This is a genomic window from Citrobacter sp. ANG330 (assembly GCF_047467925.1).
Lineage (GTDB): Bacteria > Pseudomonadota > Gammaproteobacteria > Enterobacterales > Enterobacteriaceae > Citrobacter_A > Citrobacter_A amalonaticus_G.
Genome location: NZ_JASJUI010000001.1, coordinates 740,599 through 754,523 on the forward strand (window position 1 = coordinate 740,599; position 13,925 = coordinate 754,523).

A 13,925-nucleotide genomic window follows, 5' to 3' on the forward strand; every position below is an offset into this window, starting at 1 on the left:
CATGACGCAACCTTTGCTCGACATTGACAACCTGACGCTGGGATTTCGTAAGCAGGAAACGGTTCGCACGGTGGTTAACGCGGTGTCGTTACGTGTGGAAGCCGGCGAGACGCTGGCGCTGGTCGGTGAATCCGGCTCCGGCAAAAGCGTGACCGCACTGTCAATTCTGCGCCTGTTGCCTGCTCCGCCCGCCGTATATCTTAGCGGCGATATCCGTTTTCACGGTGAGTCATTGCTCCACGCCAGCGAGCAGACACTTCGCGGTGTGCGCGGCAACAAGATCGCCATGATTTTCCAGGAACCAATGGTGTCGCTGAACCCGCTGCACAATCTTGAAAAACAACTTTATGAAGTGCTTTCCCTGCACCGGGGAATGCGCCGGGAAGCGGCGCGGGCGGAGATAATAAGCTGCCTTGACCGCGTAGGGATTCGCCAGGCAACGAAGCGGCTGGGTGATTATCCCCACCAGCTTTCCGGTGGCGAACGTCAGCGGGTGATGATTGCGATGGCGCTGCTCACACGCCCCGAACTCCTTATCGCCGATGAACCCACAACCGCACTGGATGTCTCAGTACAGGCGCAGATCCTGCAATTGCTGCGCGAACTCCAGCACGAGCTCAATATGGGGATGCTGTTTATCACCCATAACCTCAGTATTGTCAGAAAGCTCGCCGATAGCGTTGCAGTGATGCAAAACGGACAATGCGTTGAGCAAAACCATGCCGCTCCCCTTCTCCATGCGCCCGTACATCCCTATACGCAGAAATTGCTCAACAGCGAGCCGGCAGGCGATCCGGTTCCGCTACCAGCCGGACAATCGCCTTTGCTAAAGGTAGAGGATTTGCGCGTCGCCTTCCCCATTCGCAAGGGTATCCTTAAGCGCGTGGTGGCAAACAATGAGGTAGTGAAAGGCATCAGTTTCAGTCTGCAACCGGGTGAAACGCTGGGGCTGGTCGGTGAATCAGGTTCAGGGAAAAGTACCACCGGGCTGGCACTCCTGCGGCTTATCACCTCTCAGGGCAGCATAGAATTTGACGGCCAACAGTTACAACATCTTAACCGCCGACAGCTGTTGCCCGTCCGCCATCGTATTCAGGTGGTTTTCCAGGATCCCAACTCCTCACTGAATCCGCGACTGAGCGTATTGCAAATCATTGAAGAGGGACTGCGCGTTCACCAGCCAACGCTCTCAGCCGAACAGCGTGAGCAGCAGGTCATAACCGTAATGGCGGAAGTGGGGCTGGATGCCGACACGCGTCACCGCTATCCCGCGGAGTTTTCCGGCGGTCAGCGTCAGCGTATTGCAATTGCCAGAGCGCTGATCCTGAAGCCGTCATTGATTGTTCTTGATGAGCCCACGTCGTCTCTCGACCGGACCGTGCAGGCGCAAATTCTCGCGCTGTTGAAATCGCTACAGCAAAAGCATCGCCTGGCCTATATCTTTATAAGTCACGATTTGCACGTGGTACGCGCGTTATGCCATCAGGTGATTGTGCTGAAACAGGGAGAGGTTATCGAGCAGGGGCAATGCAGGCACGTCTTTAGCGCACCGCAACAGGCGTATACGCGTCAGCTTCTTACGCTAAGCTGACGCTCAAAAAGGATTGTTGTTTGAAAACGGTTCCGCAATGGCCACGCCAAAATTCTTCAGGCGGCAGGTTGCGGCAAACTCGTCCTGACGATTCACAAACAGGCACGGTTCGCCTTCACACTCCAGAACGGAACATGGCACTTCGATATCACTGAGCGCCTGACTGAGTTTATGCATCACCGGCCAGGCGCTATCGCCATCCGGACTCAGCAGTTTAAGCGCCACCAGACTGTTTTCACCACTTTGGCTATTTTGCGGAATCGGTTCAACTTTCGAACCTGCAAAACCCGCTGACCAACGATAGTTCTGTGGTAAGCGATGAACGATTGAGAGCTGTAATGTTGTCACTTTCTTTCCCCGGAAGCACAATAACTTCACAATTTATTTACATCAATATTAACACATCATTGACAATCCGTCCTTAAACGGATGCATAACGTGGCAATCCTTATCCCGCGTGGCCAGTATGTTGGGTATGGCCTTTATTAAAATAGAGGTTTCCAGCCGGGACAGGATCGGGGGCTATATGTACCCGTTTCTGCGATCTAACTCAACCTTTTTAACTACAATGATGTGACTTTTTACATAAATTGATTTTACATAAAATAAACATATATCGGGGAAATGATGGAATTGTCGTTGACGTACATCAACAAAGGAAGCCAAACGGCTTCCGTGTTGTGTATTTGATCACCGTTTTTTCGGACGGCTCGCATAGAGATAGAACAAAATGGAACAGCTGGCACAGAAAGCAATGGACCAAATCATCGGCCAGGCTGTGTTAAACGTTGCCAGAGAGAGCAACGCGCCGACAAGCGCGCCAATGCCAAAGCGGAAGGTACCCGCCAGCGAAGAGGCCGTGCCTGCCATATGCGGAAATTCATCCAGAATCACCGCCATCGCGTTAGATGAGATCATCGACACACAGCCGACGAAAACCGCCACGCCCAGCACCAGCGCCCAAAATCCGACGCCAAACAGCGCGCTCAGCACCATCCACACCGCCATCGCCAGTTGGATCCACAATCCGGTACGGAACATGTTTAACGCACCGATCCGACGCACGAAGCGACTGTTAAAAATCGTCATAATGAACAAAAAGACGATGTTCAGGGCGAAGTAGTAGCCAAAATTCTGCGGCGACACATGGTTGATTTCGATATATACGAAAGGCCCGGCGCTGAGAAATGAGAACATCCCGGCAAAGCTAAAACCGCTTGCCAGCATATAGCTCAGCACCCGTTTGTGGCGAAACAGTGAGGCAAAGTTACCTATCGTCGTGCGGATGTGGAATGGCTGGCGTTTTTCCACCGGTAGCGTCTCTTTAATCAGCGTCGCGATCATGACAGAGGCCAGAACCGCGGCGATCGCCAGGATCCAAAAGATTGAGTGCCAGCTCAGCCACACCAGTACCCAGCCGCCGATGATCGGCGCCATCAGCGGCGCAATCGTCGTAACCAGCATGACGAACGACATCATGCGGGAGAACTCTTCTTTAGGATACATATCGCGCATTAGCGCATTGATCACCACGCTGGCCGCGGCTGCCGCCAGGCCGTGAAAGAATCGCATCACAATCAACTGATCGATGGTCTGCGCCAGCGCACAGGCCACAGCTGCAGCGGCGAACATCAGCGTGCCGCCGAGGATCACCGGTTTTCGCCCGAGGCTGTCTGCCATCGGTCCATACAACAACTGCCCAACGGCGAAGCCCAGAATATAGGTACTGAGCGTCATCTGCGCGTTGCCTGCCGGCACGCCAAACTGATCGGCGATCACCGGCAGCGCCGGAAGATACATATCGATCGACAATGGCATTAGCATCGCCAGCAGACCGAGAATAAAAACAATGGCAAAAGACGAGTGCTGCCGGGTGGTCACAAAGAGACTCCTGAATGTGTCTGATGGCGGTTAAAAACCGGTGCCATCGGGCTTAGCCAACGCTGGCAATTTCTTCTTCGGTCAGAGGACGATACTCACCGGGTTCAAGGTCAGCATCAAGAGTAATGGCGCCTATCCGCTCGCGGTGCAGTTCGACCACGTGGTTGCCCACAGCGGCAAACATCCGTTTCACCTGATGATAGCGTCCTTCGCTGATGGTCAGACGCACCTGCGTGGGGGTGATAACCTCAAGCACAGCGGGCTTCGTGAGATCTTTCTCATTATGTAGCTGCACGCCTTTCGCAAACTGTGCGGCGGTATCTTCGGCGACGGGCGACTCCAGCGTGACCAGATAGGTTTTCTCGCAGTGGTGACGCGGAGAGGTGATGCGGTGCGACCACTGCCCATCGTCGGTCATCAGCACCAGACCGGTGGTGTCGATATCCAGGCGACCCGCAGCGTGTAATTTATGCGCGACCGGCTCATCCAGGAAATACAGGATCGTCGGATGGTCCGGGTCATCCGTCGAGCACACATAGCCCTGGGGTTTATTAAGCATAAAGTAACGTGGCCCGTTTTGCTGAACCAGCGTGTTGCCGTCATATTCTATGTCGTGTTCTGGCAGCAGTTTGAACGCGGTATTCCGGATGATTTCACCATCCACGGTAACACGGCTACCGCGGATCTCACGCCCGGCAATAGCGCGGCTGACGCCGAGTTGCTGAGCGATAAATTTATCAAGTCGCATGAGTGTGATTTTGCCTGTAAAAATACGGGAATCGGGCGCGTCGCCCGAAAAGTGGAGCCGTTATCTGCCCAGTATAGCGGGCAAACAACATCCCTCAAGGGAAAACGATTCGTGGCATACTATACCCGAGTTCGTTACGTATTGTGAGACCATGATTTTTACACTTCGCCCCTACCAGCAAGAAGCCGTGGATGCCACGCTCAACCATTTCCGTCGCCATCGCACGCCTGCGGTGATTGTTCTGCCCACTGGCGCCGGTAAAAGCCTGGTGATTGCCGAACTGGCGCGCGTTGCCAGAGGGCGTGTGCTGGTGCTGGCGCACGTGAAAGAGCTGGTGGCGCAAAACCATGCCAAATACTGCGCGCTGGGGCTGGAGGCGGATATTTTTGCCGCCGGACTTAAACGTAAAGAGAGCCACGGTAAAGTGGTGTTCGGCAGCGTTCAGTCCGTGGCTCGCAATCTGGACGCCTTCCAGAGCGAGTTTTCGCTGCTGATTGTCGATGAATGCCATCGTATCGGCGATGACGAAGAGAGCCAGTATCAGCAGATACTCAGCCATCTGAGTAACGCCAATCCTCATATTCGTCTGTTAGGGCTAACCGCCACCCCGTTTCGCCTCGGCAAAGGCTGGATCTACCATTTTCACTATCATGGTATGGTTCGCGGCGACGACAAGGCGCTGTTTCGCGACTGCATTTACGAACTGCCGCTGCGCTATATGATTAAGCACGGCTATCTGACACCGCCGGAACGCCTCGATATGCCGGTGGTACAGTACGATTTCAGCCGTCTGCAGGCGCAAAGCAACGGTCTGTTTAGCGAAGCCGATCTTAACCGTGAGCTGAAAAAGCAGCAGCGCATCACGCCGCATATCATCAGCCAGATTATTGAGTTCGCCCAGACGCGCAAAGGGGTGATGATTTTTGCCGCCACTGTCGAGCATGCCAAAGAGATTGCCGGACTGCTGCCTGAAGAGGATTCCGCGCTGATTACCGGCGATACGCCGGGTCCTGAACGCGATGAGCTGATAGACGCGTTTAAGGCTCAGCGTTTTCGTTATCTGGTCAACGTCTCCGTCTTAACCACGGGTTTCGATGCCCCGCACGTCGATCTCATTGCCATTCTGCGCCCCACCGAGTCGGTCAGCCTGTACCAACAAATTGTGGGCCGCGGCTTGCGCCTCGCGCCGGGAAAAACGGACTGTCTGATTCTCGATTACGCCGGGAATCCGCACGACCTCTATTCTCCGGAGGTGGGTAGCCCGAAAGGGAAAAGCGACAACGTGCCGGTCCAGGTCTTCTGTCCGGCCTGCGGTTTCGCGAACACCTTCTGGGGTAAAACCACCGCGGATGGTACGCTGATCGAACATTTTGGCCGCCGCTGTCAGGGTTGGTTTGAAGATGATGAAGGACACCGCGAGCAGTGCGATTTTCGCTTCCGCTTTAAACATTGCCCGCAATGCAATGCCGAAAACGACATTGCCGCTCGCCGTTGTCGGGAATGCGATACGATCCTTGTCGATCCCGACGACATGCTGAAAGCAGCGTTGAAACTGAAAGACGCGCTGGTGCTCCGCTGTAGCGGCATGACGTTGCAGCACGGCCATGACGAGAAAGGGGAATGGCTGAAAATCACCTACTACGATGAAGACGGTGCGGACGTCAGCGAACGCTTTCGCCTGCAAACCCCTGCCCAGCGTACGGCATTTGAACAACTGTTTATCCGCCCACATACCCGCACGCCAGGCGTACCGCTACGCTGGATAACGGCGGCGGATATTCTCGCGCAACAACCCTTGTTACGCCATCCCGACTTTGTGGTGGCGCGGATGAAAGGCCAGTACTGGCAGGTGCGGGAAAAGGTGTTCGATTACGAGGGGCGTTTCCGTCGGGCACATGAATTACGCGGTTAATCGTACTTTTGATTGATGTAACGGGCGTTTGAGGATAGAATCTCGCCCGCTTTTGCATACGCAAAGCAGATCACTTACCTGTTGCTGGGTCGCCTGTAGCAGGAATTATTAAAGAGAGATTTAAATGTTTACTATCAACGCTGAAGTACGTAAAGAGCAGGGTAAGGGTGCGAGCCGCCGCCTGCGTGCCGCTAACAAGTTCCCGGCAATCATCTACGGTGGCAAAGAAGCCCCGATTGCTATCGAACTGGACCACGATTCCATCATGAACATGCAAGCTAAAGAAGGTTTCTATAGCGAAGTTCTGACCATCGTTGTTGACGGTAAAGAAGTAAAAGTTAAAGCTCAGGCTGTACAGCGTCACGCGTTCAAGCCGAAGCTGACTCACATCGACTTCGTTCGCGCGTAATCGCCAACAAGTTGAAGAAAACCCCGCTCCGGCGGGGTTTTTTTATGGCATTTAATTACCGCCTGAGGTACGACGCTGAAGCTGATCGCGCAGATTCGGCGGCGTGCCTTTAATGGTCAACGTATCGGTGGCGGGATCCCAGAAAATGCGCTCGCCCAACAGCATCGCGTCAAAGTTAATGGTTAAGCCACCGCCGCTGCCGGCATATTTGGTCAGTTGGCGCAGTGTACTGCGATCGGCCGGGAAACTCTCTTCCAGCTCATAGCCCTTCTCTGCCGTAAATTCGCTAAAACTCACTTCACTGACCCCGGAAAGCTCTTTCGACAGCGACTCCAGCTCGATCTCTTCACCGGCCTGAAGCTGCTCGTTGCAGTAGCTGTACACTTGCTGACGCACATTCTGACGTTCGGCTTTATCCAGTTGCGCCTCGGCGGTGAAGTCGTCAACCGCCTGCAGCAGCCCACGGTTTTGCGCTTTGGCATTGAGCCCTTCGCTGGCACCGAGGAAATCCATAAAGAAGTCGGCAACTTTGCGCCCTACCCGTCCTTTCAGAAAGGTCAGATAGCGGGTGGATTCCGGATTGGTTTCCCACTCGGTCAGATCGATACGCGCGACGATATCGGCATGGTTGATATCCAGATAGTGCGTCGGGTTGATATCCAGGTTTTCATTGACGCGCATGCTGCTTAAGTTGTTCAGCACCGCCACCAGTAAATACTCGACCGCCAGATAGCGATAATGACAAAACAGCACAATGCCACCATCAGCAAACGGGTATTTGGCGAGCTCGTCACGTAAACGTCCAGTCGCCGCACGGCTAAAGGCGAGAAAATCTTCCTCACCCTGACGCTGCAAGCGCAGCGCTTGCGCCAGTTCGCTCTCTTCGCTGAACAGGCCGTACGCTTTGTTTTTCGCGCTATAGACCCGATGCAACTCAGCCATCATCTCAACAACGGTGTTTGTCGGTTCCAGTAATGAATCGCGCAGGACCAGCTCAAGGTTTTGCTCATCGCGTTTGATAAGCTGGTGCAGGGCAATCTGGTTGATATCCAGACTCATGATAAACTCTCCTTAAAGACCGGGCGGTATTCAACCACCACCGGCGAGGCGACGCAACAGAAGATGCAGCGCCGTTTGGCCTGTTGCACGGTAACGCGAATTATTGAGGATAAAAAAGCGGAAAAAAAACTGTTGCTACGGTAATATGTTGCCCTTTCATGAATAAACTGATTCCGATTTATGCCACAAATCTCCCGCTATAGTGACGAACACGTTGAACAGCTGCTTACCGAAATGCTCAACGTACTGGAAAAACATAAGGCACCAACTGACCTTTCTCTGATGGTACTGGGAAATATGGTCACTAACCTTATTAATACCAGCATTGCCCCGGCTCAGCGCCAGGCGATTGCAAATTCTTTTGCCCGCGCGTTGCAGTCCTCGGTAAACGACGACCAGGCGCACTAAAAGCCGACTTCGGGGAAACGAACAACACGTTATGGTAACTCATCGTCAGCGCTACCGTGAAAAAGTCTCCCAGATGGTTAGCTGGGGGCACTGGTTTGCTCTGTTCAACATTCTGCTGGCTATTGTGCTCGGCAGCCGTTACCTGTTCGTCGCCGACTGGCCGACAACGCTGGCCGGTCGCGTTTACTCTTATCTGAGTATTGTTGGTCATTTTAGCTTTCTGGTGTTTGCCACCTATCTGCTGATCCTGTTCCCGTTGACGTTCATTGTGATGTCCCAGAGGCTGATGCGTTTCCTGTCAGCCATTCTGGCGACGGCCGGAATGACGCTTCTGTTGATCGACAGCGAAGTGTTTACCCGTTTCCACCTGCATCTTAATCCCATCGTCTGGGAACTGGTGATTAACCCCGACCAGAACGAAATGGCGCGTGACTGGCAGCTGATGTTTATCAGCGTGCCGGTTATCCTGCTGATTGAAATGCTGTTTGCGACCTGGAGCTGGCAGAAACTGCGCAGCCTGACGCGGCGTCGCCACTTCGCCAAGCCGCTGGCCGCCTTCTTCTTTGTCTCATTTATTGCTTCACATGTGGTCTATATCTGGGCGGATGCCAATTTTTATCGTCCGATCACCATGCAGCGCGCCAACCTGCCGCTCTCCTATCCAATGACCGCGCGCCGGTTTCTGGAAAAACATGGCCTGCTGGATGCGCAGGAGTATCAGCGCCGTCTGGTCGAACAGGGGAATCCGGAAGCCGTATCCGTGCAGTATCCGCTGAGCGAATTACGCTATCGTGATATGGGCACTGGACAAAACGTTCTGCTGATCACAGTCGATGGTCTGAACTATTCACGCTATGAAAAGCAAATGCCGGCCCTTGCCGAATTTGCCGGGCAAAACATTGCCTTCACGCGCCACATGAGCTCCGGCAACACCACCGATAACGGTATTTTTGGCCTGTTCTACGGCGTGTCGCCAAGCTATATGGACGGAATTCTATCCACACGAACGCCGGCAGCGCTGATTTCTGCGCTGAATCAGCAGGGTTATCAGTTAGGACTGTTCTCCTCCGACGGCTTTACCAGCCCGCTGTACCGCCAGGCGCTGTTGTCTGACTTCTCGATGCCAAGCGTACAAACGCAGTCTGACGAGCAGACCGCCAGTCAGTGGATCAACTGGCTGGGCCGTTACGCGCAGGAAGATAACCGCTGGTTCTCGTGGGTTTCGTTTAACGGCACCAACGTTGACGACAGCAACCAGACTAACTTCGTTCGCCGTTACGCCCGCGCGGCGGGAGATGTCGATAAACAGATTAACCGTGTGCTTGGTGCATTACGCGAGTCCGGCAAACTGGATAACACGGTAGTGATTATTACCGCGGGTCGCGGCGTTGCGTTGAGCGATGAAGAGAGAAACTTCGCCTGGTCACGCGGCCACCTGCAGGTTCCGCTCATTATTCACTGGCCGGGGACTCCCGCGCAGCGAATCAACACCCTGACCGATCACACAGACGTGATGACCACGCTGATGCAGCGTCTGCTCCACGTCAGCACGCCTGCCAATGAATATTCGCAGGGACAGGATCTGTTCAATGCCAACCGTCGCCACTACTGGGTGACGGCGGCCGACCTCAGCACGCTGGCAATCACCACGCCGGAAATGACGCTGGTGCTGAACAACAACGGCAAGTACCAGACATACGATTTACGTGGCGAGAAGATTAAAGATCAGAAGCCGCAACTGAGTCTGCTGTTGCAGGTGCTGACGGATGAGAAACGTTTTATCGCTAACTGATTTATTATTAGTCAGTTAGCAGGATGTCCCCTTGCATTCGGTGTGGAAAGCGGTAGTATTACCTCCCACGCGTCGGCACGTAGCGCAGCCTGGTAGCGCACCGTCATGGGGTGTCGGGGGTCGGAGGTTCAAATCCTCTCGTGCCGACCAAAATTCCCCTTAAGAACCAGCCTTTTACGGCTGGTTTTTTTATGCCTGAAATTTGTACGGGGAATAACAGCCGTCGACAATGCTGTGCCAGCGGACAAATTTATCTGGCACGCCGTTGGCAATGTGAAAAATCAGGGACCAGAGATGATCGAGCCCGTCACTTAACGCGCAGCAGATCGGAGAACCTTGTCGTGTACCGCGGCGAAAGCATTTCGCGTTTCATCGCCCACTCCTGCTGTATACCCTGTCCGGCGAAGTAGAGCGTTCCACGTCCGTTTTTGGCATTGAGTTGATCCAGCACTTCCATCAGTTTCTCGCTGTCGGCACGCGGCGCATTGTCATCAAACAGATTAAGCTGTGCGACGCCCTGGCTAAAGAAATCACCGAGCATCACGCCTGCTTTCTGGTATCGGTGACCTTCTTTCCATATTCTGTCCAGACAGCGCGTAGCCGCGCTGATAATATCCCGACTGTCTTGCGTCGGTGTCAGTAATTTCACGGATGCGCTATTGCTGTAACAGGGCTCATTGAGCGCAAAAGGAGACGTTTTTACGAAAGCAGAAATAAATCGGCAATACTGGTGCTCACCTCTCAATTTCTCTGCTGCTCGCGACGCGTAGCTGGAGATAGCCTGCCGCATTGCATCGTATTCCGTGACACGTTCACCGAAAGACCGACTGCAAAGTATCTCCTGTTTTACTGGCGCAAATTCTTCAAATTCAAAACATGGCTCACCTCGCAGTTCTCGTACCGTTCTCTCCAGCACAACATTGAAGTGTTTGCGGATAAACCGGATGTCGGTGTCAGCCAGGTCGAGGACCGTCTTGATCCCTATAGCCTCGAGTTTTTTGGTAATGCGCCGTCCTACCCCCCATGTCTCATCCACGGGAAGCATCGCCATCAGTTTACGCTGTCGATCGACGTTCGACAGATCAACAACGCCACCCGTCTGGCGTTGCCACCTTTTTGCAGCGTGGTTTGCCAGTTTCGCCAGCGTCTTGGTCTGCCCTATTCCCACGCCGACTGTGAGTCGTGTGTTCCGGTATACCGCGTCCTTTAATTCCCGCCCAAAGTCTTCCAGAATCCTGCAATTACGCACTCCGGTAAGATCGCAGAAAGCCTCGTCTATTGAGTAGATCTCGCAGCGAGGTGACATTTCTTCAAGCGTAGTCATCACCCGATTGGACATGTCAGCATAGAGCTCGTAATTACTGCTGAAGCAGACCACTCCGCATCGCCTGAACAGCTCTTTCTGCTTAAAATAGGGATCGCCCATTTTGACGCCGAGTCGCTTTGCTTCTGCAGAGCGCGCAATCACGCAACCGTCGTTATTCGACAGCACAACAACCGGTTTGCCTTTCAGAGCAGGCCTGAATGCCGTCTCGCAGCTCGCATAAAATGAGTTCACATCAACCAGGGCAAACATCACATCACCGGTCAGTCGTCAAACTCGCCTTTACGGGCATCATTGATGATATACGTCACCACGCCTAAGATTTCGCTTTCTGGTGACATCACCTGATTTCGGTCTGGATAATTGAGGTCCTCAAGGCAGCGCACCGGAGATAAACGCAAGCGCTTAAGACGCAGTTCATCGTTTAACTGACATACGACAATGGAACCATTAACGGGAGTCGCGGCACTGTCCACAACAAGCATTGCGTCTTTCATGATGCCTGCTCGCCTGATCGTTTCCACAGACTGCATGATGTAAGTCGATGTTGGCCTGGGGATCAGTTTACTGTCGAGAGAAAGCCTTTCAACGGCATAGTCTGATACTGGAATGTGAAAACCCATATCGCCCCCTTCTATATACACTGTATAAATACACAGTATATACTGTATATCAAACCAGTAAACAGGGATGCGAAAATATGTTTGGAATGGTTAACAATACCAGACACAGCGCAGCTTACAGAGCTTTCCTGGCGATGTCGGAGGGCGGGGGTTCGAATCCTCTCAGACCTGCCAGGATTTGACACATTCATGCAAAATCACTGATCTAACGTCAAATACCAAAAAAAAAAGCATCATCTCTTTAGAAAGATGGTGCTTTCATTCGTACGGGTTGTGGAGGACGACTAGATCAAATTAATTTTAATATCATAGCCTTCCAGCCCAGTCATTTTTTCACGGGCAGTAAACTGGATATCAGTAACTTCTTTACCTGTCTTTTTTTTGAGCTCAGCTATTTTTTTAGTAATGAAATCAGAAATATCCGCTTCAGTTTTTCTTTTTAACTCTTCAATTTTCATTATGCACCTCTTCTGGTCTGTAATGGCATCTCTGCCCCGGCAGATCCCATGATTCCTGTGATAACGTGGACAACCATTAATATCTATAAACGATAAGATGGAAAGTTTCAATAATCAAAGGGTTAGTGCATAATGTTTATACCAAAATCGCTCAACAATTAAACATCCCTTCGCGACCTTATTGCCATTCATAGAAAAATGATCGGTGATTATTTTAAGAGCTTTGTTGCTGCTTCAAAAATTTCTTCTGAAGAAACATTGCGATCAGAGGCAACATAAACAATTTTATGATCACCTGTGATAGATGGAAAACCTGCGGACATGACCTGAAGGTTGGCTTTTTCCCCATTCGGATACTCACGTATTATTGTCGTAACCCCCTTCATGACTGAGTCAACTACTGCGGATTCTGAGTTAAAAAACACTATCACTTTTTTCATCATTCCCCCATAATAAATCTGTCAATAACAACCACATAGATATAAAAAAAGGCTCCATAAGGAGCCTGCATTTTATTTTCTGAAATCTAATGGAACCTGACCAGAACGAATGTACATTGCAATATTATCGAATGTTATCATTGTAGTTTTGCAAAATATGCATTTCGCGCCGAAAGGATTTCTGTCAGTAACATCAAAAGATGACATTCTGTACTGAGACCCGTGGCAACAAGGGCATCTGAAGTGAATATTATTAGTAATAACAGTTTCCTTAAAGGGCTACGACATTCACTGCCGAGGGACCTTTAGGGCCCTGTTCAACACTAAACTCGACTTCCTGATTCTCATTCAATGTTTTGAAATCGTTACTCTGGATTGCAGAAAAGTGTACGAATACATCCTTACTGCCATCTTTCGGAGTGATAAAACCAAATCCTTTTTCCGGATTGAACCATTTAACTAAGCCAGTCATTTTGTTAGACATAATCATTACCTTTTTGAGTAAGCCCTTGGGCAGAATGGTCCGAAAAAAAATTATCAGAGAGAAAAAGCCGACAAGGAAATCTCAATAGGAACAAATAATAAAATTATTACAGTAACTGCTTCAGATAAATTCGCAACAAACCAGAACTCCATTAACGCATGATTACCACGACATAGCAAGGTATAGTTTTGTCAGTGAGTCCCACTCTACTATCGAACAACAAAATAAGAGAAATAATCTTAATCAGAAACCATGCCATGCTGGTTCTGGCCATAGGCTCAACGTTGATAGTTTGGATAGTGCCGTGTATCTGAAAAAGACAAGATTTCTGGGCTGTTTTGTACAAGTAAAAAAGAAAGTGTTCCCGCCAGCCTGAAATATAAACTCTCTATATAAAGATGCCAGAGACGGAAAATTTATACTGATAAAAATAAATATGAGATAATTTTAATTATATGGTGTATCATTAATGCCCATTCATACAGGAAAAGCCTATGTCAGAACGTAAAGATTCGAAATCACGTCGCAATTATCTTGTCCACTGTTCCTGCCCCAACTGCACCCAAGAATCTCAACACAGTTTTTCAAGAGTACAAAAAGGTGCTCTTTTGATCTGCCCTCATTGCAATAAGGTATTCCAGACAAATCTCAAAACCGTTGCCTGATGATTTGAGAAACTCCCGCATACTTGCAATAGCAAACTATATAATGATCCAATTGATATAGTAAAAAAACCGCAGTGAAATTCTCTTGCCAGGTTATTCATGCTGCTAAGCAGTAAACCTGTCCCGGCATG

The 13,925-nt window shown here is 51.1% G+C and carries 16 protein-coding genes, 1 tRNA gene and 2 pseudogenes; 9 read left to right on the top strand and 10 right to left on the bottom strand.

What is annotated here, in order from left to right; translation table 11 throughout:
• Position 1: 1 nt before the first annotated feature.
• Positions 2-1,591: a microcin C ABC transporter ATP-binding protein YejF gene (yejF, locus tag QNN88_RS03715; RefSeq protein WP_414239009.1), complete on the top strand. Its 1,590-nt coding sequence runs from the start codon at positions 2-4 to the stop codon at positions 1,589-1,591.
• A gap of 3 nt (positions 1,592-1,594) precedes the next feature.
• Here the strand turns inward: yejF and QNN88_RS03720 are convergent, their stop codons facing one another.
• The 3 genes from QNN88_RS03720 to rsuA form a co-directional block, all read right to left on the bottom strand.
• Positions 1,595-1,939: a YejG family protein gene (locus tag QNN88_RS03720; RefSeq protein ID WP_414239010.1), complete on the bottom strand. Its 345-nt coding sequence runs from the start codon at positions 1,937-1,939 to the stop codon at positions 1,595-1,597.
• A gap of 342 nt (positions 1,940-2,281) precedes the next feature.
• Positions 2,282-3,472: a Bcr/CflA family multidrug efflux MFS transporter gene (locus QNN88_RS03725; protein WP_414239011.1), complete on the bottom strand. Its 1,191-nt coding sequence runs from the start codon at positions 3,470-3,472 to the stop codon at positions 2,282-2,284.
• A gap of 52 nt (positions 3,473-3,524) precedes the next feature.
• On the bottom strand, positions 3,525-4,220 hold the full coding sequence (rsuA, locus tag QNN88_RS03730; RefSeq protein ID WP_414239012.1) for a 16S rRNA pseudouridine(516) synthase RsuA: 696 nt from the start codon (positions 4,218-4,220) through the stop codon (positions 3,525-3,527).
• A 151-nt stretch (positions 4,221-4,371) separates the two neighbouring features.
• Between rsuA and QNN88_RS03735 the strand changes: the two genes are divergently transcribed.
• Together QNN88_RS03735 and rplY are read left to right on the top strand one after the other, a co-directional pair.
• Entirely contained in the window at positions 4,372-6,132 is a 1,761-nt protein-coding gene (locus QNN88_RS03735) for a DEAD/DEAH box helicase (protein ID WP_414239013.1), read from the top strand.
• 124 nt (positions 6,133-6,256) lie between these two features.
• The gene (rplY, locus tag QNN88_RS03740; protein ID WP_414239014.1) at positions 6,257-6,541 is read left to right on the top strand and encodes a 50S ribosomal protein L25; all 285 of its coding nucleotides are present in this window, start codon (positions 6,257-6,259) and stop codon (positions 6,539-6,541) included.
• A 51-nt stretch (positions 6,542-6,592) separates the two neighbouring features.
• Here the strand turns inward: rplY and yejK are convergent, their stop codons facing one another.
• Complete coding sequence (yejK, locus tag QNN88_RS03745) at positions 6,593-7,600, bottom strand: nucleoid-associated protein YejK (RefSeq protein ID WP_414239015.1); 1,008 nt, start codon at positions 7,598-7,600, stop codon at positions 6,593-6,595.
• Positions 7,601-7,780: 180 nt separating this feature from the next.
• On the opposite strand from yejK, the gene QNN88_RS03750 reads away from it, so the two are divergent.
• The 5 genes and pseudogenes from QNN88_RS03750 to QNN88_RS03770 all read left to right on the top strand — a co-directional run.
• Positions 7,781-8,008 carry a YejL family protein gene (locus QNN88_RS03750; protein WP_414239016.1) on the top strand — a complete coding sequence of 76 codons (228 nt, stop codon included), beginning with the start codon at positions 7,781-7,783 and terminating at the stop codon, positions 8,006-8,008.
• A gap of 31 nt (positions 8,009-8,039) precedes the next feature.
• Positions 8,040-9,800 carry an LPS biosynthesis-modulating metalloenzyme YejM gene (gene yejM / locus QNN88_RS03755; protein ID WP_414239017.1) on the top strand — a complete coding sequence of 587 codons (1,761 nt, stop codon included), beginning with the start codon at positions 8,040-8,042 and terminating at the stop codon, positions 9,798-9,800.
• A gap of 73 nt (positions 9,801-9,873) precedes the next feature.
• Positions 9,874-9,950, top strand: a tRNA-Pro gene (locus tag QNN88_RS03760).
• Positions 9,906-10,013: pseudogene (locus QNN88_RS03765) on the top strand (hypothetical protein); the annotation flags it as partial. The gene QNN88_RS03760 and the pseudogene QNN88_RS03765, both read left to right, overlap by 45 nt.
• Before the next feature lie 6 nt (positions 10,014-10,019).
• Positions 10,020-10,115 (top strand): annotated as a pseudogene (locus QNN88_RS03770) (SOS response-associated peptidase); the annotation flags it as partial.
• Here QNN88_RS03770 and QNN88_RS03775 read toward each other — a convergent pair.
• The 6 genes from QNN88_RS03775 to cspG all read right to left on the bottom strand — a co-directional run bounded on the left by QNN88_RS03775 (position 10,108) and on the right by cspG (position 13,129).
• Positions 10,108-11,376 (bottom strand): Y-family DNA polymerase, encoded by a 1,269-nt coding sequence (locus QNN88_RS03775; protein WP_414239018.1) that lies wholly within the window; start codon positions 11,374-11,376, stop codon positions 10,108-10,110. The pseudogene QNN88_RS03770 and the gene QNN88_RS03775 overlap by 8 nt on opposite strands.
• 11 nt (positions 11,377-11,387) lie before the next feature.
• A complete protein-coding gene (locus QNN88_RS03780) occupies positions 11,388-11,747 on the bottom strand; it encodes a S24 family peptidase (RefSeq protein ID WP_414239019.1) in 360 nt (119 codons plus the stop codon).
• Positions 11,748-12,031: 284 nt separating this feature from the next.
• The gene (locus QNN88_RS03785) at positions 12,032-12,205 is read right to left on the bottom strand and encodes a GnsA/GnsB family addiction module toxin (protein ID WP_414239020.1); all 174 of its coding nucleotides are present in this window, start codon (positions 12,203-12,205) and stop codon (positions 12,032-12,034) included.
• A 209-nt stretch (positions 12,206-12,414) separates the two neighbouring features.
• The gene (locus QNN88_RS03790; protein ID WP_414239347.1) at positions 12,415-12,645 is read right to left on the bottom strand and encodes a hypothetical protein; all 231 of its coding nucleotides are present in this window, start codon (positions 12,643-12,645) and stop codon (positions 12,415-12,417) included.
• Between the two features lie 72 nt (positions 12,646-12,717).
• Entirely contained in the window at positions 12,718-12,906 is a 189-nt protein-coding gene (locus QNN88_RS03795; RefSeq protein WP_414239348.1) for a cold-shock protein, read from the bottom strand.
• 10 nt (positions 12,907-12,916) lie between these two features.
• The gene (cspG, locus tag QNN88_RS03800) at positions 12,917-13,129 is read right to left on the bottom strand and encodes a cold shock protein CspG (RefSeq protein WP_046479624.1); all 213 of its coding nucleotides are present in this window, start codon (positions 13,127-13,129) and stop codon (positions 12,917-12,919) included.
• Positions 13,130-13,623: 494 nt separating this feature from the next.
• On the opposite strand from cspG, the gene QNN88_RS03805 reads away from it, so the two are divergent.
• Positions 13,624-13,794 (top strand): YnfU family zinc-binding protein, encoded by a 171-nt coding sequence (locus QNN88_RS03805; protein WP_414239021.1) that lies wholly within the window; start codon positions 13,624-13,626, stop codon positions 13,792-13,794.
• The last annotated feature ends 131 nt before the right edge of the window (positions 13,795-13,925 follow it).

What these genes read in the sequence shown, in the direction of transcription:
- yejF (WP_414239009.1), top strand. Translation starts at nt 2, where the DNA reads ATGACGCAACCTTTGCTCGACATTGACAACCTGACGCTGGGATTTCGT.
- rsuA (WP_414239012.1), bottom strand. Translation starts at nt 4,220, where the DNA reads ATGCGACTTGATAAATTTATCGCTCAGCAACTCGGCGTCAGCCGCGCT.
- QNN88_RS03735 (WP_414239013.1), top strand. Translation starts at nt 4,372, where the DNA reads ATGATTTTTACACTTCGCCCCTACCAGCAAGAAGCCGTGGATGCCACG.
- rplY (WP_414239014.1), top strand. Translation starts at nt 6,257, where the DNA reads ATGTTTACTATCAACGCTGAAGTACGTAAAGAGCAGGGTAAGGGTGCG.
- yejK (WP_414239015.1), bottom strand. Translation starts at nt 7,600, where the DNA reads ATGAGTCTGGATATCAACCAGATTGCCCTGCACCAGCTTATCAAACGC.
- QNN88_RS03750 (WP_414239016.1), top strand. Translation starts at nt 7,781, where the DNA reads ATGCCACAAATCTCCCGCTATAGTGACGAACACGTTGAACAGCTGCTT.
- yejM (WP_414239017.1), top strand. Translation starts at nt 8,040, where the DNA reads ATGGTAACTCATCGTCAGCGCTACCGTGAAAAAGTCTCCCAGATGGTT.
- QNN88_RS03775 (WP_414239018.1), bottom strand. Translation starts at nt 11,376, where the DNA reads ATGTTTGCCCTGGTTGATGTGAACTCATTTTATGCGAGCTGCGAGACG.
- QNN88_RS03780 (WP_414239019.1), bottom strand. Translation starts at nt 11,747, where the DNA reads ATGGGTTTTCACATTCCAGTATCAGACTATGCCGTTGAAAGGCTTTCT.
- QNN88_RS03785 (WP_414239020.1), bottom strand. Translation starts at nt 12,205, where the DNA reads ATGAAAATTGAAGAGTTAAAAAGAAAAACTGAAGCGGATATTTCTGAT.
- QNN88_RS03790 (WP_414239347.1), bottom strand. Translation starts at nt 12,645, where the DNA reads ATGAAAAAAGTGATAGTGTTTTTTAACTCAGAATCCGCAGTAGTTGAC.
- cspG (WP_046479624.1), bottom strand. Translation starts at nt 13,129, where the DNA reads ATGTCTAACAAAATGACTGGCTTAGTTAAATGGTTCAATCCGGAAAAA.
- QNN88_RS03805 (WP_414239021.1), top strand. Translation starts at nt 13,624, where the DNA reads ATGTCAGAACGTAAAGATTCGAAATCACGTCGCAATTATCTTGTCCAC.